18 protein-coding genes are annotated in these 19624 nt (G+C 72.5%); 17 read left to right on the forward strand and 1 reads right to left on the reverse strand.

From position 1 onward, the window contains the following. The first annotated feature begins 3 nt into the window (after nt 1-3). The 8 genes from ACWGJY_RS16525 (at nt 4) to ACWGJY_RS16560 (ending at nt 8631) form a co-directional block, all read left to right on the forward strand. Nucleotides 4-1113 (forward strand): quinone-dependent dihydroorotate dehydrogenase, encoded by a 1110-nt coding sequence (locus ACWGJY_RS16525; RefSeq protein ID WP_453261500.1) that lies wholly within the window; start codon nt 4-6, stop codon nt 1111-1113. Beyond that, nucleotides 1110-2021, forward strand: a complete 912-nt coding sequence (pyrF, locus tag ACWGJY_RS16530) for an orotidine-5'-phosphate decarboxylase (RefSeq protein WP_453261501.1) — start codon at nt 1110-1112, stop codon at nt 2019-2021. The genes ACWGJY_RS16525 and pyrF overlap by 4 nt, the downstream gene beginning before the upstream one ends. Before the next feature lie 215 nt (nt 2022-2236). Then, nucleotides 2237-2560 (forward strand): integration host factor, encoded by a 324-nt coding sequence (locus tag ACWGJY_RS16535; RefSeq protein WP_003977346.1) that lies wholly within the window; start codon nt 2237-2239, stop codon nt 2558-2560. Between the two features lie 38 nt (nt 2561-2598). Then, nucleotides 2599-3219 carry a guanylate kinase gene (gene gmk / locus ACWGJY_RS16540; RefSeq protein ID WP_453261502.1) on the forward strand — a complete coding sequence of 207 codons (621 nt, stop codon included), beginning with the start codon at nt 2599-2601 and terminating at the stop codon, nt 3217-3219. A 71-nt stretch (nt 3220-3290) separates the two neighbouring features. Further along, nucleotides 3291-3563, forward strand: coding sequence for a DNA-directed RNA polymerase subunit omega (gene rpoZ / locus ACWGJY_RS16545; protein WP_005319902.1), 273 nt, complete (start codon nt 3291-3293; stop codon nt 3561-3563). 101 nt (nt 3564-3664) lie between these two features. Beyond that, nucleotides 3665-4900, forward strand: coding sequence for a bifunctional phosphopantothenoylcysteine decarboxylase/phosphopantothenate--cysteine ligase CoaBC (gene coaBC, locus ACWGJY_RS16550; protein WP_453261503.1), 1236 nt, complete (start codon nt 3665-3667; stop codon nt 4898-4900). Between the two features lie 253 nt (nt 4901-5153). Then, the gene (gene metK / locus ACWGJY_RS16555) at nt 5154-6362 is read left to right on the forward strand and encodes a methionine adenosyltransferase (protein WP_453261504.1); all 1209 of its coding nucleotides are present in this window, start codon (nt 5154-5156) and stop codon (nt 6360-6362) included. Nucleotides 6363-6492: 130 nt separating this feature from the next. After that, complete coding sequence (locus ACWGJY_RS16560) at nt 6493-8631, forward strand: primosomal protein N' (RefSeq protein ID WP_453261505.1); 2139 nt, start codon at nt 6493-6495, stop codon at nt 8629-8631. Between the two features lie 477 nt (nt 8632-9108). Here ACWGJY_RS16560 and ACWGJY_RS16565 read toward each other — a convergent pair whose 3' ends face one another. Continuing rightward, nucleotides 9109-9663 (reverse strand): hypothetical protein, encoded by a 555-nt coding sequence (locus tag ACWGJY_RS16565; protein ID WP_453261506.1) that lies wholly within the window; start codon nt 9661-9663, stop codon nt 9109-9111. 250 nt (nt 9664-9913) lie between these two features. Here ACWGJY_RS16565 and fmt point away from each other — a divergent pair, with 250 nt between their 5' ends. The 9 genes from fmt to ACWGJY_RS16610 all read left to right on the forward strand — a co-directional run bounded on the left by fmt (nt 9914) and on the right by ACWGJY_RS16610 (nt 19574). Next, the gene (gene fmt / locus ACWGJY_RS16570) at nt 9914-10852 is read left to right on the forward strand and encodes a methionyl-tRNA formyltransferase (protein WP_453261507.1); all 939 of its coding nucleotides are present in this window, start codon (nt 9914-9916) and stop codon (nt 10850-10852) included. Between the two features lie 153 nt (nt 10853-11005). Continuing rightward, a complete protein-coding gene (locus ACWGJY_RS16575) occupies nt 11006-12439 on the forward strand; it encodes an RsmB/NOP family class I SAM-dependent RNA methyltransferase (RefSeq protein WP_453261508.1) in 1434 nt (477 codons plus the stop codon). Between the two features lie 236 nt (nt 12440-12675). Continuing rightward, nucleotides 12676-13359, forward strand: a complete 684-nt coding sequence (gene rpe, locus ACWGJY_RS16580; protein WP_453261509.1) for a ribulose-phosphate 3-epimerase — start codon at nt 12676-12678, stop codon at nt 13357-13359. Nucleotides 13360-13578: 219 nt separating this feature from the next. Further along, nucleotides 13579-14595, forward strand: a complete 1017-nt coding sequence (locus ACWGJY_RS16585; protein ID WP_453261559.1) for a sugar-binding transcriptional regulator — start codon at nt 13579-13581, stop codon at nt 14593-14595. Between the two features lie 121 nt (nt 14596-14716). Next, nucleotides 14717-15184, forward strand: a complete 468-nt coding sequence (locus ACWGJY_RS16590) for a ribonuclease domain-containing protein (protein WP_453261510.1) — start codon at nt 14717-14719, stop codon at nt 15182-15184. Beyond that, entirely contained in the window at nt 15181-15624 is a 444-nt protein-coding gene (locus ACWGJY_RS16595) for a barstar family protein (RefSeq protein ID WP_453261511.1), read from the forward strand. Before ACWGJY_RS16590 ends, ACWGJY_RS16595 begins: the two co-directional genes overlap by 4 nt. Before the next feature lie 177 nt (nt 15625-15801). Then, entirely contained in the window at nt 15802-17265 is a 1464-nt protein-coding gene (locus ACWGJY_RS16600) for a GuaB1 family IMP dehydrogenase-related protein (protein WP_453261512.1), read from the forward strand. Nucleotides 17266-17644: 379 nt separating this feature from the next. Further along, a complete protein-coding gene (locus ACWGJY_RS16605; protein WP_453261513.1) occupies nt 17645-19108 on the forward strand; it encodes an amino acid permease in 1464 nt (487 codons plus the stop codon). A 10-nt stretch (nt 19109-19118) separates the two neighbouring features. Continuing rightward, on the forward strand, nt 19119-19574 hold the full coding sequence (locus ACWGJY_RS16610; RefSeq protein WP_129297390.1) for an Lrp/AsnC family transcriptional regulator: 456 nt from the start codon (nt 19119-19121) through the stop codon (nt 19572-19574). Nucleotides 19575-19624 lie beyond the last annotated feature (50 nt).

Raw genomic sequence — 19624 nt, forward strand, 5'->3', positions numbered from 1 at the left:
ACGATGTACCGCCTCTTCTTCCACCTGATCTTCCGGCGCATGGATCCCGAGCAGGCCCACCACCTGGCCTTCCGCTGGATCCAGTGGGCCGTGCGCATCCCCGTGCTGCGCACCTTCGTGGCGGCCGCCCTCGCGCCCCGCTACAGGGAACTGCGCACCGAGGCCCTCGGCCGCCGGATGCATGGCCCCTTCGGCCTGGCCGCCGGATTCGACAAGAACGCCGTCGCGATCGACGGCATGACCATGCTCGGCTTCGACCATGTCGAGATCGGCACGGTCACCGCCCAGCCGCAGCCGGGCAACCCCAAGAAGCGCCTGTTCCGGCTCGTACCGGACCGTGCGCTGATCAACCGGATGGGCTTCAACAACGACGGCTCGGCGTCCGTGGCGGCCCGTCTGGCCGCCCGCAACCCCGTCTTCCCGGCCACCGTCGGCGTCAACATCGGCAAGACCAAGGTCGTGCCGGAGGCCGAGGCGACCGCCGACTACGTCACCTCCACCGAGCGGCTCGCCCGGCACGCCGACTACCTGGTCGTCAACGTCTCCTCCCCGAACACCCCGGGGCTGCGCAACCTCCAGGCCGTCGACCACCTGCGCCCGCTGCTGACGGCCGTACGCGAGGCCGCCGACCGCACGGTCACCGACCGCCGGGTCCCGCTGCTGGTCAAGATCGCCCCGGACCTCGCCGACGCGGACGTGGACGCGGTCGCCGACCTGGCCGTCGAGCTGGGTCTGGACGGGATCATCGCCACCAACACCACCATTGCCCGCGAGGGCCTCGGCCTGACCTCCGACCCCCGGCTGGTCGCCGAGACCGGCGGGCTGTCCGGCGCGCCCGTCAAGGAACGTTCCCTGGAGGTCCTGCGCCGCCTCTACGCCCGCGTCGGCGACCGGATCACCCTCATCGGCGTGGGCGGCATCGAGAACGCCGAGGACGCCTGGCAGCGGATCCTCGCCGGTGCCACCCTCGTCCAGGGCTACAGCGCCTTCATCTACCAGGGGCCGTTCTGGTGCCGGGCGATCCACAAGGGCCTCGCCGCCCGGCTGCGCAACAGCCCGTACGCCACCCTCGCCGACGCCGTCGGCGCCGAGCACAAGAAGGTGTCCGCATGACCCGGGAAGCGTTCGGGTCCCGCCCGTCGCCCGACCACCACCCCTCACCGAGGCCCTCCGGGCCGCAGGATTCGTCTGCGACCCCCTTCGGGGCCCGCCTGCGCCGTGCCATGGACGAGCGTGGTCCGCTCTGCGTCGGCATCGACCCGCACGCCTCACTGCTGGCCGACTGGGGCCTGAACGACGATGTCGCGGGCCTGGCGCGGTTCACCCGGACCGTCGTGGAGGCCCTGGGCGAGACGGTCGCCCTCTTCAAGCCACAGTCCGCGTTCTTCGAGCGCTTCGGCTCGCGCGGCCTCGCCGTGCTGGAGACCGCCGTCGAGGAGGCGCGCGAGCGCGGCGCCCTGATCCTGATGGACGCCAAGCGCGGCGACATCGGCTCGACCATGGCCGCCTACGCGGAGACCTACCTGCGCAAGGACTCGCCGTTGTTCTCCGACGCGCTGACCGTCTCCCCGTACCTCGGCTACGGCTCGCTCGCGCCGGCCGTCGAGATGGCGCGGGACAACGGCGCCGGGCTCTTCGTCCTCGCCCTCACCTCCAACCCGGAGGGGGCCGAGGTCCAGCGGGCGGTGCGCGAGGACGGCCGCACGCTCGCCGCGACCATGCTCGGCCACCTCGCCGCCGAGAACACCGGCGCCGAGCCGCTGGGCTCCTTCGGCGCGGTCGTCGGCGCCACCCTCGGCGATCTCTCCTCGTTCGATCTGGCGATCAACGGCCCGCTGCTCGCCCCCGGCATCGGCGCCCAGGGTGCCACCCCCGCTGACCTCCCGACGGTCTTCGGGGACGCGGTGCACCACGTCGTACCGAGCGTCAGCCGGGGGGTGCTGCGGCACGGACCGGACACCGCAGCTCTGCGCGCCGCGGCGGACCGATTCACCGACGAAGTGCGCACCGCGCTCGCCTGAGAGCCTTCCAGCGGGGACTTTGGTCCCGAATTGTCCTGGTCGGCAGAGTCTGACCAGGACTTTTCGCTTGTTCTCGCTGACTCCGGCGCCCTCTGGCGCTAGTCTCCGACGAGAGCACTGCACGTAAGCGCGTTGCTCGTTGCTCCGCAGATGCGGGGCGACTAGGTTCCACACCGGTCCGTATCCGACAGTTCGACATCCGAGGTGACGTAGGCGTGGCTCTTCCGCCCCTTACCCCTGAACAGCGCGCAGCCGCGCTCGAGAAGGCCGCCGCGGCTCGCCGGGAGCGCGCCGAGGTCAAGAATCGGCTCAAGCACTCCGGTGCTTCCCTCCATGAGGTCATCAAGCAGGGCCAGGAGAACGACGTCATCGGCAAGATGAAGGTCTCCGCCCTCCTCGAGTCCCTGCCGGGCGTCGGCAAGGTCCGCGCCAAGCAGATCATGGAGCGGCTCGGGATCTCCGAGAGCCGCCGAGTCCGGGGTCTTGGCTCCAACCAGATCGCGTCGCTGGAGCGCGAGTTCGGCAGCACTGGTTCCTGAATTTTCCGGCATCACCGGGAAGCTGGAATAATCGCTGCATGAGTTCTGCAGTCTCCGGGGGGACGACCCCCGCGCCCCCGGCCAGACAACCGCGACTGACCGTGCTCTCCGGCCCCTCCGGGGTCGGCAAGAGCACGGTCGTCGCGCATATGCGCAAGGTCCACCCCGAGGTCTGGCTCTCGGTTTCGGCCACCACCCGCAAGCCGCGGCCCGGGGAGCGGCACGGCGTCCACTACTTCTTCGTCGACGACGGGGAATTCGACAAGCTCATCGCCAACGGCGAGCTGCTCGAATGGGCCGAATTCGCGGGCAACCGCTACGGCACCCCCCGCCAGGCGGTGCTGGACCGCCTGGAGGCCGGGGAGCCGGTCCTGCTGGAGATCGACCTGCAGGGCGCCCGTCAGGTCCGCGAGTCCATGCCGGAGGCGAACCTGGTCTTCCTGGCCCCGCCGAGCTGGGACGAGCTGGTCCGCCGGCTCACCGGCCGGGGCACGGAGGCCCCGGAGGTCATCGAGCGCCGGCTGGCCGCCGCCAGGGTCGAGCTGGCGGCGGAGAAAGAGTTCGATGTGACGCTTGTCAACACCTCCGTCGAGGATGTCAGCCGTGAGCTGCTAGCCTTGATGCTGAATCGATCCGGAGACCGGAACGCCGGCGACTGACCGCGCAGCTCCCCGGATCGTCCAGGACTTTGCGTAACACCCCCGCTTCATCCCCCTTCGGAAGGTAGAGAGTGTCCTCTTCCATCACTGCACCCGAGGGCATCATCAACCCGCCCATTGATGAGCTTCTCGAGGCCACCGATTCGAAGTACAGCCTGGTGATCTACGCCGCCAAGCGCGCGCGTCAGATCAACGCGTACTACTCCCAGCTCGGCGAGGGCCTGCTTGAGTACGTCGGCCCGCTCGTGGACACCCACGTCCACGAGAAGCCCCTGTCGATCGCGCTCCGCGAGATCAACGCGGGTCTGCTGACCTCCGAGGCCATCGAGGGCCCCGCCCAGTAAGCAGCAGAACACTTCAGCAAGGGCCTGGCGGCGCGACCGCCGGGCCCTTGGTGTGTCATAGGGGCATACACACGGACCGAGGCTCGGGGAGCGGCGGAGCGATGGACAAGCGGGAGCGGGAGCGGCCCAGGGTCGTCCTGGGGGTCAGCGGCGGGATCGCCGCGTACAAGGCGTGCGAGCTGCTGCGGCGGCTGACCGAGTCCGGGCACGACGTGCGGGTCGTGCCGACCGCCTCGGCGCTGCACTTCGTCGGCGAGGCCACCTGGTCGGCGTTGTCCGGCAACCCTGCCACCACCGAGGTCTGGGAGTCCGTCCACGAGGTTCCGCACGTCCGCATCGGCCAGGCCGCCGATCTCGTCGTGGTCGCCCCGGCCACCGCAGACCTGCTGGCCAAGGCTGCCCACGGCCTCGCCGACGACCTGCTGACCAACACCCTGCTGACCGCGCGCTGCCCGGTGGTCTTCGCCCCGGCGATGCACACCGAGATGTGGGAGAACCCCGCGACCCAGGAGAACGTCGCCACCCTGCGCCGCCGCGGGGCGCTCGTCATCGACCCGGCGGTCGGCCGGCTGACCGGCGCCGACACCGGCAAGGGCCGTTTCCCCGACCCGGCCGAGATCTTCGAATTCTGCCGCCGGGTGCTGGCCCGTGGCGCACGGGCGACGGAGCAGGATCTCGCCGGCCGCCATGTCGTGATCAGCGCGGGCGGCACCCGCGAGCCGCTGGACCCCGTCCGCTACCTGGGCAACCGCTCCTCCGGCAAGCAGGGCTACGCCCTTGCCCGCACGGCGGTCGCCCGCGGCGCCCGGGTCACGCTCGTCGCCGGCAACACCGAGCTGCCCGATCCGGCCGGGGTGGACGTGATCCGCATCGGCACGGCACGTCAGCTCCACGAGGCCGTGCTGAAAGCCGCCGCGGACGCCGACGCCGTGGTCATGGCCGCTGCCGTTGCCGATTTCCGGCCCGCCGTCTACACCACCGGCAAGATCAAGAAGGTCGACGGCCAGGAGCCGGAACCAGTCATTCTGGTACGAAATCCGGACATCCTCGCCGAGCTCTCCGCCGAGCGGGCCCGCCCCGGCCGGCTCGTGGTCGGCTTCGCCGCGGAGACCGACGACGTGCTCGCCAATGGTCGTGCCAAGCTCGCCCGCAAGGGCTGTGACCTGCTGGTCGTCAATGAGGTCGGGGAGCGCAAGGCCTTCGGCTCGGACGGGAACGAAGCAGTGATCCTGGCGGCCGACGGAACCGAGACCCCGGTCCCGTACGGCCCCAAGGAAGGCCTGGCCGACACGGTCTGGGACCTGGTCGCCCCCCGCCTGGCCGAGACTCGCCCCTGATGTGCCCATAGGGCCCCCGGAATCACCCCACCGGCCCCATAAAATCCAGCGCGTCCCCTTGACCCGGCCCATGCTCGAGGTGATCGTCCTACCTTGGGCCGCGGTGTCCCAGGTCACGGGGGGTCCATAAATCGAGACCGCGTGCCCGAACGCCGCACACGACCGATAAACTGGCGAGTGGATCGGGCCGAGCGCAGCTCTCGGCCCTTCCGCCAATGATCAGCCAGCAGCCGCTGCAACCCCAGGGAGCGATGTGTCCCGCCGCCTGTTCACCTCGGAGTCCGTCACCGAGGGCCACCCCGACAAGATCGCTGACCAGATCAGCGACACCATCCTCGACGCTCTCCTCAAGGAAGACCCGACGTCCCGGGTCGCCGTGGAGACGTTGATCACCACCGGCCTGGTGCATGTGGCCGGCGAGGTGACGACGAAGGCGTACGCCGACATCCCCAACCTCGTCCGCAACAAGATCCTGGACATCGGTTACGACTCGTCCAAGAAGGGCTTCGACGGCGCTTCCTGCGGCGTCTCGGTGTCCATCGGTGCGCAGTCCCCGGACATCGCCCAGGGTGTCGACACCGCGTACGAGAACCGTGTCGAGGGCGATGACGACGAGCTGGACAGGCAGGGCGCCGGCGACCAGGGCCTGATGTTCGGCTACGCCTGCGACGAGACCCCGGAGCTGATGCCGCTCCCGATCAACCTCGCGCACCGGCTCTCCCGCCGCCTGTCCGAGGTCCGCAAGAACGGCACCATCCCCTACCTCCGCCCCGACGGCAAGACCCAGGTCACCATCGAGTACGACGGCCACAAGGCCGTCCGTCTCGACACCGTCGTGGTCTCCTCGCAGCACGCCAGCGACATCGACCTGGACTCGCTGCTCGCCCCCGACATCCGCGAGTTCGTCGTCGAGCACGTCCTGAGCCAGCTCGTCGAGGACGGCATCAAGCTGGACACCGACGGCTACCGGCTGCTGGTCAACCCGACCGGACGCTTCGAGATCGGCGGCCCGATGGGCGACGCCGGCCTCACCGGCCGCAAGATCATCATCGACACCTACGGCGGTATGGCCCGTCACGGCGGCGGTGCCTTCTCCGGCAAGGACCCGTCCAAGGTCGACCGCTCGGCCGCCTACGCCATGCGCTGGGTCGCCAAGAACGTCGTCGCCGCCGGCCTCGCGGCCCGCTGCGAGGTCCAGGTGGCCTACGCCATCGGCAAGGCCGAGCCGGTCGGTCTCTTCGTCGAGACCTTCGGCACCGCCACGGTCGACACCGACAAGATCGAGCAGGCCATCGGCGAGGTCTTCGACCTCCGTCCGGCCGCCATCATCCGTGACCTCGATCTGCTCCGTCCGATCTACGCCCAGACCGCCGCCTACGGCCACTTCGGCCGTGAGCTGGAGGACTTCACCTGGGAGCGCACGGACCGGGTGGAGGCGCTGAAGAAGGCTGCGGGGCTGTAAGGCGGAGAGCCTGCCGTTCCCCGTACGACCCGTGAGGTGACCCACGGCCCCGGACCGCTCGGCGGTCCGGGGCCGTCGGCTGTCCACAGGCCACCGCTCGCTGTCCGTGCCATCTGCTAAGACTGATGCTGTGAGCAGGGAGAACGGGCGACCGGAGGCGGGGGCGTCGGGTGCGGGCGAGCAGTTGGCCCTCATCCGGGAGGCCGTGCGGGAGACCAAGGCGGAGCGGGCGAAACCGCGGACGTGGCGGGGGGCCGAGCTGGCCGCCGGGCTGCCGGTGGCGCGGGTGCTGGTCGACAAGGGGCTGGTGCACCTCGACCGGTATTTCGACTATGCGGTGCCCGCGGCGATGGATGCCGAGGCGCAGCCCGGGGTGCGGGTGCGGGTGCGCTTCGGGGCGGGGGAGAAGGGCGGCCGCCGTGAGGGCGGCAAGCTGGTCAGCGGGTACATCGTGGAGCGGGTCGCGGAGAGCGACTACCGCGGGGTGCTGGCTCCGATCGCCCAGGTGCTGTCGTCCGAGCGGGTGCTGACGCCCGAGCTGCTGGGGCTGTGCCGGGCAGTGGCGGACCGCTATGCCGGGACGCTCGCCGATGTGGTGCAGCTGGCCGTGCCGCCGCGCCGGGCGCGGGCGGAGGCCAAGCCGTCGCCTGCGGCACTGCCGCCCAACCCGCCGCCGGAGCCGGGAAGCTGGGAGCGCTACGGGGCGGGTCCCGGGTTCCTTGCGGCGCTGACGCGCGGGGATGCGCCGCGCGCGGTGTGGACGGCGCTTCCCGGGCCGACCTGGCCGCAGGAGCTGGCGCGGGCGGTGGCCGCGGCGCTGGCGGGCGGGCGCGGCGCACTGGCGGTGGTGCCGGACGGACGCGCCGCGGCGCGGGTCGACGCGGCCCTCGGCGAGCTGGTCGGGGAGGGCCGGCATGTGCTGCTGACCGCGGATGCCGGGCCGGAGGAGCGCTACCGCCGCTGGCTGGCGGTCAGCCGTGGCGCGGTGCGCGCCGTGGTCGGGACCCGCGCGGCGATGTTCGCGCCGGTCGCCGGCCTGGGACTGGTCGCCCTGTGGGACGACGGGGACGCCAGCCACAGCGATCCGCATGCACCCCAGCCGCATGCCCGCGAGGTCCTCATCCAGCGGTCGGTCAATGAGCGCGCCGGATTTCTGCTGGGCGGGCTGAGCTGCACGGTCGAGGCGGCGCAGCTGGTCGAGACGGGCTGGGCCCGCCCGCTGACCGCCGAGCGCGAGCAGGTGCGGACCGCCGCGCCCCTGGTGCGTACGGTCGGCGACGGGGACGAGGCGCGGGACGCCGCTGCGCGCGCCGCCCGGCTGCCGACCATGGCCTGGCAGGTGGTGCGCGAGGGCCTCACCCAGGGGCCGGTGCTCGTCCAGGTCCCGCGGCGGGGATATGCGCCCCGGCTGGCCTGTGAACGGTGCCGTACCCCCGCGCGCTGCCGGGCCTGCGCGGGCCCGCTGGAGTCGCAGGACGCGGGGGAGCTGGTCTGCGCATGGTGCGGCCGGCCGGAGCCGGACTGGCACTGCGCCGAGTGCGGCGGCGCGCGGCTGCGGGCCCAGATCGTGGGGGCGCGGCGGACGGCGGAGGAGCTGGGCCGGGTGTTCCCTTCGGTCCCGGTGCGTACCTCGGGGCGCGATCATGTGCTGACCACGGTTCCGGGTGCCCCCGCGCTCGTGGTGAGCACACCGGGTGCCGAGCCGGTGGCCGAGGACGGCGGATATGCGGCGGCGCTGCTGCTGGACGGCTGGGCACTGCTGGGCCGGCCGGATCTGCGGGCGGGGGAGGAGGCGCTGCGCCGCTGGCTGGGCGCCGCCGCGCTGGTCCGCGGCCAGGCGGAGGGCGGCACCGTCGCCGTGATCGCGGAGCCGACGCTGCGGCCGGTGCAGGCGCTGGTGCGCTGGGACCCGGTCGGCCATGCGGTCCGCGAACTGGCCGAGCGGGCCGAGCTGGGATTCCCTCCGGTGTCGCGGATGGCCTCCGTGGCCGGCCGCGCCGAGGATGTCGCCGAGCTGCTGAGGGACGCCGGACTGCCGCCGGGGGCCGAGGTGTTGGGGCCGGTGCCGCTGCCGGTGCCGGACCCCGCGCGCCCGCGCCGGCCGGGCGATCCTCCGCCGGGCGAGCAGTGGGAGCGTGCGTTGGTACGGGTCCGCCCCGGCCAGGGCGCCGCCCTCGCCGCGGCGCTCAAGGCCGCCCGTGCGGCCCGGCTGGTCAAGCGGGAGGGGGAGGCCGTACGGGTGCGGATCGATCCGCCCGATCTGGGGTGAGGGTCCAGCGGACGGGGCGGAGGGCGAAGCGGGGGGAGCGGGGGAGCGGGGGAGCGGGAGGGGAGCCTGCGGGCGGGGCCGAAGCCTTCGGGTGGGACCGACCGAGGGAGTCCGCTCGACGGCGCCGGATCGGAGGCCGATCGCGGGAGCCGGACAGGAGTCCGATCGGGGGAGTCCGCCGCATCCTGATGGGGAGAGGCGTTCCGGCTGCGTCGCCGGTGCCGGTGCCGGTGCCGGTTCCGGTGCCGACGCCGATGTTCATGCCGATGCCATGACGCCGTGAGCCGTGAGCCGTGAGCCGTGAGCCGTGAGCCGTGAGCCGGTGAGGTCGCGAGGGCGTGTTACCCGAGACCGTCTCCCCGGGCCATCTCCCCGCGTGACCCCCGGACATGGCGCCGCCCCGGGACCGCTGTCGGCGGTGGTCCCGGGGCGTTGGCGAGCGACGAGGGAGCGAAGGACGCCCGGTGTCGGGGTGTTTCAGCCGTTGCGGGGGCCGGGGAAGGCACCCGGGCGGGCCGGCTCGTCGCGGGAGACCGCGGAGGGCTGGGCGGGCATGGAACGGGCGGCCGGCACGGACGGGGAGCCGGGCAGGCCCGCGGCCATGGTCACCGCGCGGGTCGCCGCGGGGTCGGGTGAACGCACGGTCGGCTCACCGCCGTTGGTCTCCGCGGCGGGCTGGGCAGCGGCTCTGCGGGCACCGTAACGGCGGTGCACCGCCTGCTTGGTGACACCGAGCGCCGAGCCCACCGCGTCCCAGGAGAACCCCAGCGAACGGTCGAAGTCGACCGCGGCCGTGACGAGTGTTTCGACGCTGTCCCGCAGCTCCTGGGCGAGGCGGACCGTCGGGGCGGGGGCGCGTCCGTAGACGACGAAGCCCGCGGAAGGGCCCGTGCGCCGCGGCCGGTAGACGTTGCCGAGCTGAGCGGTCAGCGTGCGCAGTGCGTCCACCTGCCGGCGCACCCGCTCGATGTCCCGCACCAGGAGATGCAGGCTGGCGCGCGCCTGGGCGTCGTGGGTTGCGTGGTCGGCCATGAGCAAGCCTCTCGAACCGGCGTGGAAAAGGAAGGGTGAAGGCGAGCGGGCCGCCAAAGCGGCCCGGTCCGGGTCAATGCTGTTTGACCAACGCGACAGCAGCGGCTCTGGTCACGGTATGGGGGCGTACGGGCTTCCGTACGAGGCGCGGGAAATCTTGTACGCCCCCTGGATCCACCGCTCATGGCCAGGAACGGGACCCATAGACTGGTGCGTCGTTCCGCTGCGTGTGAGAGGTAGATCGCCACCCATGAGGCTTGTCTTCGCCGGCACCCCCGAGGTCGCCGTACCCGCCCTCGATGCCCTGATCGCCTCGGACCGGCACGAGGTCGTGGCCGTCGTCACCCGGCCCGATGCGCCCGCCGGACGGGGCCGGAAGCTGGTCGCCAGCCCCGTGGCGGAGCGGGCGGAGGAGGCGGGCATCGAGGTGCTCAAGCCCGTCAAGCCGCGCGACGAGGACTTTCTGACCAGGCTGCAAGAGATCGCGCCGGACTGCTGCCCGGTGGTCGCCTACGGTGCGCTGCTGCCGAAGGCCGCGCTCGGCATTCCCGCGAAGGGGTGGGTCAATCTGCACTTCTCGCTGCTGCCCGCGTGGCGGGGTGCGGCGCCCGTGCAGCATGCGGTGCTGGCGGGGGACGAGGTGACCGGCGCCTCGACGTTCCAGATCGAGACCGGACTTGACTCCGGCCCGGTTTTCGGGGTGCTGACCGAGGAGGTCCGGCCGACGGACACCAGCGGCGATCTGCTCACCCGGCTGGCGTTCGCCGGTTCCGGGCTGCTCGTGGCGACGATGGACGGCATCGAGGACGGCACGTTGCAGGCGGTGCCGCAGCCGGCCGAGGGGGTCACGCTCGCACCGAAGATCGAGGTCGAGGACGCCAAGGTGGACTGGACGGCGCCCGCGCTGCGGGTCGACCGGGTGATCCGCGGCTGTGCGCCCGCACCCGGGGCCTGGACGGTCTTCCGCGGGGAGCGGCTCAAGCTGATGTCGGCCGCCTCCGCGGCGGGCCACACCGAATCCGCCCTGGCGCCGGGCGAGCTCGCCGTCACGAAGAAGGCGGTGTACGTCGGTACCGGCAGCCACCCGGTCGAACTCGTCTGGGTCCAGCCGCAGGGCAAGAAGCCGATGAAGGCGGCGGACTGGGCGCGCGGGGTGCGTATCGAGAGCGGGGAGCGGCTGGGGGACTGAGCCTCCGGCCGCCCGGCACCCGCCGGAGCCGCCCCTGTCCCGGGGCCCGACGCCTCCGGGCCCCGGCCCCGCGTCCGTCCTCCCGCACGCTTCGGCCGTGCGCCCGCGTAGGCTGGGACGGACCCCTCATCTCGTACCCGGAGCACCTTTTCTGTGAGTCAGCAGCCGCGTCGCCGCCCCAGCAAGCCCCATCGCCGCCCGCAGAAGGACCCGGTCAGGATCCTCGCGTTCGAGGCGTTGCGGGCCGTCGACGAGCGGGACGCATACGCGAACCTGGTGCTGCCGCCGCTGCTGCGCAAGGCGCGCGAGGGCGGCGACTTCGACGCCCGGGACGCGGCGCTGGCCACGGAGTTGGTCTACGGGTCGCTGCGGCGGCAGGGGACGTATGACGCGATCATCGCGCAGTGCGTGGACCGGCCGCTGCGGGAGGTGGACCCGCCGGTGCTGGATGTGCTGACCCTCGGGGCGCACCAGTTGCTCGGCACCCGGATCCCGACGCATGCCGCGGTGAGCGCCAGCGTCGAGCTGGCGCGGGTGGTGCTGGGCGACGGGCGGGCGAAGTTCGTCAATGCGGTGCTGCGCAAGGTCGCGGCCCATGACCTGGACGGCTGGCTGGAGCGGGTCGCCCCGGAGTACGACGAGGACCCCGAGGACCACCTCGGCATCGTGCATGCGCACCCCCGCTGGATCGTCTCGGCGCTGTGGGACGCGCTCGGCGGCGGCCGGGCCGGCATCGAGGACCTGCTGGAGGCGGACAACGAACGCCCCGAGGTGACCCTGGTGGCCCGGCCCGGCCGGTCCACCGCCGAAGAGCTGCTGGTGGCGGCGGGCGAGGAGAGCGCACTTCCCGGGCGCTGGTCCCCGTACGCGGTGCGGCTCGCGGAAGGCGGTGAGCCGGGCGCTTTGGACCCGGTCCGCGAAGGGCGCGCCGGGGTGCAGGACGAGGGCAGTCAGCTCGTCGCCCTCGCGCTGGCGAACGCGCCGGTCGAGGGCCCCGACCGCGCCTGGCTCGACGGCTGCGCGGGTCCCGGCGGCAAGGCGGCGCTGCTGGCGGCGCTCGCGGCGCAGCGCGGTGCCGCGCTGCTGGCGTCGGAGAAGCAGCCGCACCGCGCCCGTCTGGTGGCGCGGGCGCTGGAGGGCAACCCCGGCCCGTACGCGGTCATTGCCGCCGACGGCACCCGCCCCGCCTGGCAGCCGGGCGCCTTCGACCGGGTCCTGGTGGACGTGCCGTGCACCGGTCTGGGCGCGCTGCGGCGGCGGCCGGAGGCGCGCTGGCGGCGCCGTCCGGAGGATCTGGACGGCTTCGCCCCGCTGCAGCGTGAACTGCTGCGGCAGGCACTCGCGGCAGCGCGGGTCGGCGGGGTCGTCGGCTATGCGACGTGCTCGCCGCATCCGGCCGAGACCCGGGCCGTGGTGGAGGACGTCCTCAAGGGACGGGGCGGCGAGCCGGTGCAGGTGGAGTGGATCGACGCGCGGCCCCTGATGCCCGGCGTACCGGCGCTCGGCGACGGGCCGGACGTGCAGCTGTGGCCGCATCTGCACGGGACGGACGCGATGTATCTGGCGCTGCTGCGACGGACCGGCTGAGCGGGACCGGCTGAGCGGGACCGGCTGAGCGGGACCGGCTGGGCGCGGCACGGCCGGTTCCGCAACAGAGCGCGGCACGGCCGGTTCCCGCAAGGAGCGGCCCGTGCCTGTGACGGACGAGGGCTTCACCCCGGTCGGCCCCTCGGTTCCCGTCCCGTGCCCTCCCGTGCCGTGCCCTCCCGTCCCCGTTCCGTCCCGCCTCCGCCCGTGGCCGGCCCGCACGCCATACTGGGGACATGGCCTTGATCAACCCCAGCATCCTGTCCGCCGACTTCGCCCGCCTCGCCGAGGAGGCACAGGCCGTCGAGGGCGCCGACTGGCTGCACGTCGACGTCATGGACAACCACTTCGTCCCGAATCTCACCCTTGGTGTGCCGGTTGTCGAGTCGCTGAGCAAAGCGACGGACACCCCCCTCGACCTGCATCTGATGATCGAGGACCCGGACCGCTGGGCGCCGCGCTACATCGAGGCCGGGGCCGGGTCCGTGACGTTCCACGTGGAGGCGGCGGCCGCACCGGTGCGGCTGGCGCGGGAGATCCGGGCCCAGGGCGCGCGGGCGTCGATGGCGCTGAAGCCCGCCACACCGATCGAGCCGTACGAGGACCTGCTCCCCGAGCTCGACATGCTGCTGATCATGACCGTGGAGCCCGGCTTCGGCGGCCAGGCGTTCCTGGACATCATGCTTCCGAAGATCCGCCGTACCCGTGAGCTGATCTCCCGGCACGGTCTGGAGCTGTGGCTCCAGGTGGACGGCGGGGTCTCGGCGGAGACCATCGAACGGTGCGCGGAGGCGGGCGCCGATGTGTTCGTGGCGGGCTCCGCGGTGTACGGCGCGGACGACCCGGCCAAGGCCGTCCGGGACCTGCGGGAGAAGGCCGAGACGGCGACCGCAGCCGCGGGCTGGGGCTGCGCCCACTGACAGCGGCCGACGGGACGGGCGGCCCGTCCGGTCCACGCCACGGGAATGCGCCCGTGGCGTGGACCGTGACGCCCGTTATACGTGGCGCTACCGAGCGTTCACGAGGGTCGGGGAGGTGATGGTCCCCGTTGCCGCCGGGTTTCTGAAAGGATGAGCAAAGACTCGATCAGATGCGCAAAAGGGGAGAATTTCGTGGTAGCCAGCCGCCCACAGTCCGGAATGGGCCCTGCCGAGCTGGTGCAGGCCGCTGCCATGGCCCGCCGTTTCTATCTTGAGGGCAAGTCGAAGATCCAGATCGCCGAGGAGTTCGGCGTCAGCCGGTTCAAGGTCGCGCGGGTACTGGAGACCGCCCTGGAGCGTGATCTTGTACGGATCGAGATCCGGGTGCCCTCCGAGCTGGACGCCGAGCGCTCCGACGCCCTGCGGGCCCGCTACGGCCTGCGGCACGCGGTCGTCGTCGAGTCCCCCGCCGACGCGCCCCCCGCCTTCGGCGGCCAGACCCCGCCCGAGGACGCCGCCGACCCGGAGAACCTCGGCGAGGTCGCGGCCGATCTCCTCGGCGAGCTGGTCACCGAGGGCGATGTGCTGGGACTGGCCTGGGGCCGGTCGACCATTCACATGGCGGCCGCACTGCACCGCCTCCCGCCGTGCACCGTCGTGCAGTTGACCGGTGTGTACGACGCGGGCACCGCCGACCGCGGCTCGGTCGAGGCGGTGCGCCGCGCCGCCGATGTCGCCGGGGGCGAAGCGCACCCGATCTACGCACCGATGCTGCTGCCCGACTCGGCGACCGCCGAGGCGCTGCGCCGCCAGACCGGCATCGCCCGTGCGTTCGACTACTTCGACAAGGTCACCGTCGCCTGTGTCTCCATCGGTTCCTGGGAGCCGGGCGTCTCGACCGTCTACGACATGCTGTCGGAGCAGGAGCGGGAGCACTACGCCTCGCTGGGGGCGGCCGCCGAGATGTCGGCGCACCTCTTCGACGCCGAGGGGCGGCGGATCGGCCGGGACCTCGGCGAGCGGTGCATCACCGTCGAGGCGGACCGGCTCCGCCGCATCCCGGAGGTCGTCGCCATCGCCGGCGGCCGGCGCAAGGCCGACGCGATCGGCGCGGTACTGCGCTCCGGGCTGGTGACGAGCCTGGTCACGGACACCGCCGCCGCCGACCATCTGCTGCTGGAGACCGGCCCCGGGCCGCGCCCCGCACTGGACCGGGCGGATCCTGACGGGGCGTGACCTCTGCCGGAGCGGGACGCGGCGCGGACGGCCGCGGGCGCCCGCTCCTGTGCACCGCCCCGGGCACCCCTGACGCAGACATCGACGGGCAGCCTCGGCGGGCCTGTGACAGCATCGGCGCATGGTGATCCGCTCCACCCCGCGCCGTGCCACCGCCGCTCTGTGCGCGGCGCTCGCCGGGCTGCTCCTCGTACTGACCGGGTGCGCCACGGGCGGTGGTGACAAGGGGAGTTCACCCGGATCGCCGCGGTCCACCGCCACGGCCGTCGCCGAGGCGCCGAGCCGCTCCCGCGTACCGGGCCGGGCGCGGGGCATGCCGGTCGTCCCGGCCGGCGCGCTGCCCTCCCAGGCGCGGGACACCCTCCGGCTCATCGACGCCGGCGGACCCTTCCCGTACCCGCAGGACGGGACCGTCTTCGGCAACCGCGAGCGGCTGCTGCCCCGTCAGCCGCGCGGCCACTACCACGAGTACACGGTGCCCACGCCCGGCTCGCCGGACCGCGGCGCCCGCCGCCTCGTCACCGGCCGGAGCCATGAGACGTACTACACCGACGACCACTACCGGACCTTCAAGGCGGTGCTCCGATGACGGGTTCTGTGCCCCGGCCCCTCGCGGCGGTGCTCGACGGCAGTACGCCCCCGGGGGTGCTGCCCTGGCCCGCGGAGCGCTCGGTGGCCCAGGCGCTGGCCGCCGCGCGGGCCGCCGGCTGGACCGGCACCTCGCTGGACCTGGACGGGGTCGGGGACAAGGCCGCCTTCATGGACCGGTGCGTCCGCGCACTGCGGCTGCCGGACTGGTTCGGCCGCAACTGGGACGCGCTCGCCGACTGCCTCACCGATCTGTCCTGGTGCCCCGCCGACCGCGGCCGGCTGCTCGTCGTGACGGGCTGGCAGGGCTATGCGGCCGCGGCACCGGAGGAGTGGAGCATCGTCGAGGGCGTGCTGGCGGATGCGGTGGGCCACTGGCGGGACACCGGCACCGGCCTGGCCGTGATCATGGTCAGGGGGCGGGCCCGGCAGGGCGTGTAGCGCCGCCGTACCCCGCCTGACCGGCGGCGATGCCGTGCGGTCCGCGGCAGGCACGAAATGCCCCGTCCGGACGCCGGCACCCCGGTCGCCGTGGTGCCGTTCGGCGGATCGCACACATGGCCGCGGCGCGGCTCGGATTATCACATGAGCCCTGGTCAGGGCCCGTATCCTGGCCGTATGCGATTCCTGAATCCGAAGAACGGCGCGCTCGAAGAGAGTTCTTCGGTGCCCTACGACCTGACCTACGACGATGTGTTCATGGTGCCCGGCCGCTCCGCCGTGGGCTCCCGTCAGGGAGTGGACCTGTCCTCCCACGACGGGACCGGTACCACCATCCCTCTCGTGGTCGCCAACATGACGGCGATCGCCGGCCGCCGGATGGCCGAGACCGTTGCCCGCCGTGGTGGCCTGGTCGTCATTCCGCAGGACATCCCGCTCGATGTCGTCACCGAGGTGGTGACCTGGGTCAAGCGCCGCCATCTGGTCCTGGACACGCCGATCGTGCTGTCCCCGGTCGCGACCGTCGCCGACGCCCTGGCGCTGCTGCCCAAGCGGTCGCACGGCGCGGGCATCGTCGTCGAGGGCGGCCGCCCGGTCGGTGTCGTCACCGAGCACGACCTGGCCGGAGTGGACCGCTTCACCCAGGTGTCCGAGGTCATGTCCAAGGACCTGCTCGTCCTGGATGCGGACATCGATCCCCGGGAGGCCTTCAACCGCCTCGACGCCGCCAACCGCAAGCTCGCCCCCGCGGTCGACGCGGACGGCATGCTGATCGGCATCCTCACCCGCAAGGGCGCGCTCCGCGCCACCCTGTACACCCCCGCCACGGACGCCGACGGCAAGCTGCGGATCGCGGCCGCCGTCGGCATCAACGGCGATGTGGCCGGCCGGGCCAAGGCACTGCTGGAAGCCGGCGTCGACACCCTCGTCGTGGACACCGCGCACGGCCACCAGGAGTCCATGATCAGCGCGGTCAAGGCGGTCCGGGGGCTGGACCCGCAGGTCCCGGTCGTGGCGGGCAACATCGTCGCCGCCGAGGGCGTGCGCGATCTGATCGAGGCCGGCGCGGACATCATCAAGGTCGGTGTCGGACCGGGTGCGATGTGCACCACCCGGATGATGACCGGCGTCGGCCGGCCGCAGTTCTCCGCCGTCCTGGAGTGTGCCGCCGAAGCCAGGAAGTACGGCAAGCACGTCTGGGCCGACGGCGGAGTGCGCCACCCCCGCGATGTCGCCATGGCACTGGCCGCGGGCGCCTCCAACGTCATGATCGGCTCCTGGTTCGCCGGCACCCTCGAATCGCCCGGCGACCTCCAGCACACCGCCGACGGCCGGCCGTACAAGGAGAGCTTCGGCATGGCCTCCGCGCGTGCGGTGCGCAACCGTACGAGCGACGAGTCGGCCTACGACCGCGCCCGCAAGGGCCTCTTCGAGGAGGGCATCTCCACCTCGCGGATGTTCGTCGACCAGGCGCGCCCCGGCGTCGAGGACCTGATCGACTCGATCATCGCGGGGGTCCGCAGCTCCTGCACCTACGCGGGCGCCGCCTCGCTGGCGGAGTTCGCCGAGAAGGCCGTGGTCGGTGTGCAGAGCGCCGCCGGCTACGCCGAGGGCAAGCCGCTGCACGACAGCTGGAACTGACCCGCACGGGACGTACACCCCGTCCCGGCACCGCCGCTCACCGGCCCCGCACCGACTCGGTGCGGGGTCGCTCGCGTTCGGCCGGGCCCCGGGCCCGGTCCTCGAAGGCGGTGCCGGAGCCCGTACGATCGGACCGCGGCGCGCAATGAACCACCGCGTGTCGAGCCGGTGCGCAACGATCATCTGCAGTTGCGCAAGGAACCTGCATTACGGCAGGTCAACGGCGGGCCGTAAGGTCAAGCGCTGTACGTGGAGTGGCGGGGACCGCCTGCTCGGCGGTCTCCTGCTGCGGGTTGCTTCGGCATGCCCTTGTACCGACCGCTGCCGGTCGCCGTCCTCCGTACGTCATCCGATCGGCAGCGATAAAGGAGCCACCCCAGTGTTGGAGCACGGCGCAGCCCCACCCGTAGGGCCCTCACCGCCCTCCTCCGGAGGTCTCGGCCTCCGGTTGATGCGGCGCAAGCCCGTCGAGCGGCTGGTCGCCGAGGGCGGCAAGGGCGAGGGGGGAGAGCTCCGCCGCTCGATGGGCATGTGGCAGCTGACCATGATCAGCATCGGTGCCACGCTCGGCACCGGCATCTTCGTGGTCCTCGGCGAGGCCGTCCCGGACGCCGGGCCCGCGGTCATCCTCTCCTTCGTGATCGCCGGTATCACCGCCCTGTTCTCCGCGCTGTCCTACGCGGAGCTGGCCGGCACCATCCCGGTCTCCGGATCGTCGTACTCCTACGCCTACGCCACCCTCGGCGAGCTGGTCGCCTGGGTCTGCGGCTGGTGTCTGATCCTGGAGTACGGCGTCTCGGTCGCGGCGGTTGCCGTGGGCTGGGGGCAGTATCTGAACGAGCTGCTCGACGGCACGCTGGGGTTCACCATCCCGGACGCGCTGTCCCAGCCGCCCGGTGACGGTGGCGTCTTCAATCTGCCGGCCCTGCTGGTCGTGCTGCTCGCCATGGTGTTCCTGCTGGGCGGGGCCAAGGAGAGCGCCCGCGCCAACACGATCATGGTCGTCGTCAAGATCGTCGCTCTGCTGCTGTTCTGCGGCGTCGCCGTGCAGGGTGTGCGGTCCGGCAACTACGCGAACTTCATGCCGATGGGCATGGCGGGCGTCAGCGCCGCCGGCGCCACCCTGTTCTTCTCGTACATCGGCTTCGACGCCGCCTCCACCGCGGGCGAGGAGGCCAAGAACCCGCAGCGCGACCTGCCGCGCGCGATCATGCTCTCGCTGGTGATCGTCACCGCGCTGTACTGCCTGGTCGCGGCCATCGCCGTGGGCGCGATGCCCTGGCAGAGGTTCAAGGGCTCGGAGGCCGCGCTGGCCGGGATCATGAAGGATGTCACCGGCCAGAGCTTCTGGGCCGTGCTGCTCGCCTTCGGTGCGGTCATCGCCATCGCCAGTGTCGTGCTGACCGTGCTCTACGGCCAGACCCGCATCCTCTTCGCGATGTCCCGGGACGGGCTGGTGCCCAAGGTGTTCTCCAAGGTGCACCCCAAGAGCGGGGCGCCGCGTGTGAACACCGTGATCGTCTCGCTGTTCTGCGGGGTGCTCGCCGCGGCGGTGCCGCTGGGCCAGCTGGCCGACGCCACCAGCATCGGCACACTGTTCGCCTTCGCACTGGTCAATATCGCGGTGATCGTGCTGCGCCGCACCCGGCCCGACATGCCGCGCAGCTTCCGCACCCCGCTCTCGCCGCTCTTCCCGGCGATCGGCTTTCTGCTGTGTCTCTACATGATGGGCAGCCTCGGCGCCGTGACCTGGGTGGTCTTCGGGGTCTGGATGGCCGTGGGCCTTGTGGTCTACTTCGGATACGGCTTGCGCCGCTCCCGATTGGCCACCGCAGAGAAGTGATCCACCCGCAGTGCGACTGAACGAACTCGACGAACGCATCGTCCACGCCCTCGCCGAGGACGCCCGCCGCAGCTATGCCGATATCGGCCAGGAGGTCGGGCTGTCCGCGCCGGCCGTCAAACGCCGGGTGGACCGGCTGCGGGCCGACGGCGCGATCACCGGCTTCACCGTACGGGTCGACCCGGCCGCGCTCGGCTGGGAGACCGAGGGGTTCATCGAGATCTACTGCCGCCGCAACACCTCGCCGGAGGCGATCCACCGCGGCCTGTCGCGCTACCCGGAAGTGGCGTCCGCCTCCACCGTCACCGGTGAGGCGGACGCCGTCGTCCAGGTCTTCGCCTCCGACATGCGGCACTTCGAGCGGGTGCTGGAGCGGATCGCGGGCGAGCCCTTCGTGGAGCGGACGAAGTCCGTCCTGGTGCTCTCGCCGCTGCTGCGGCGGTACAGCTCGGGGGCGCCGGGCTGACCGCCGTGGCCGCCGTGGGGGTGCCGCGGGCAGCAGCCCCTGGGCGGCCC

It is taken from the genome of Streptomyces sp. NPDC054765, assembly GCF_053612065.1.

Coding starts and splice junctions, on each gene's coding strand:
- ACWGJY_RS16525 (WP_453261500.1), top strand. CDS start 4: ATGTACCGCCTCTTCTTCCACCTGATCTTCCGGCGCATGGATCCCGAG.
- pyrF (WP_453261501.1), top strand. CDS start 1,110: ATGACCCGGGAAGCGTTCGGGTCCCGCCCGTCGCCCGACCACCACCCC.
- gmk (WP_453261502.1), top strand. CDS start 2,599: ATGAGTTCTGCAGTCTCCGGGGGGACGACCCCCGCGCCCCCGGCCAGA.
- coaBC (WP_453261503.1), top strand. CDS start 3,665: ATGGACAAGCGGGAGCGGGAGCGGCCCAGGGTCGTCCTGGGGGTCAGC.
- ACWGJY_RS16565 (WP_453261506.1), bottom strand. CDS start 9,663: ATGGCCGACCACGCAACCCACGACGCCCAGGCGCGCGCCAGCCTGCAT.
- fmt (WP_453261507.1), top strand. CDS start 9,914: ATGAGGCTTGTCTTCGCCGGCACCCCCGAGGTCGCCGTACCCGCCCTC.
- rpe (WP_453261509.1), top strand. CDS start 12,676: ATGGCCTTGATCAACCCCAGCATCCTGTCCGCCGACTTCGCCCGCCTC.
- ACWGJY_RS16585 (WP_453261559.1), top strand. CDS start 13,579: ATGGGCCCTGCCGAGCTGGTGCAGGCCGCTGCCATGGCCCGCCGTTTC.
- ACWGJY_RS16590 (WP_453261510.1), top strand. CDS start 14,717: ATGGTGATCCGCTCCACCCCGCGCCGTGCCACCGCCGCTCTGTGCGCG.
- ACWGJY_RS16595 (WP_453261511.1), top strand. CDS start 15,181: ATGACGGGTTCTGTGCCCCGGCCCCTCGCGGCGGTGCTCGACGGCAGT.
- ACWGJY_RS16600 (WP_453261512.1), top strand. CDS start 15,802: ATGCGATTCCTGAATCCGAAGAACGGCGCGCTCGAAGAGAGTTCTTCG.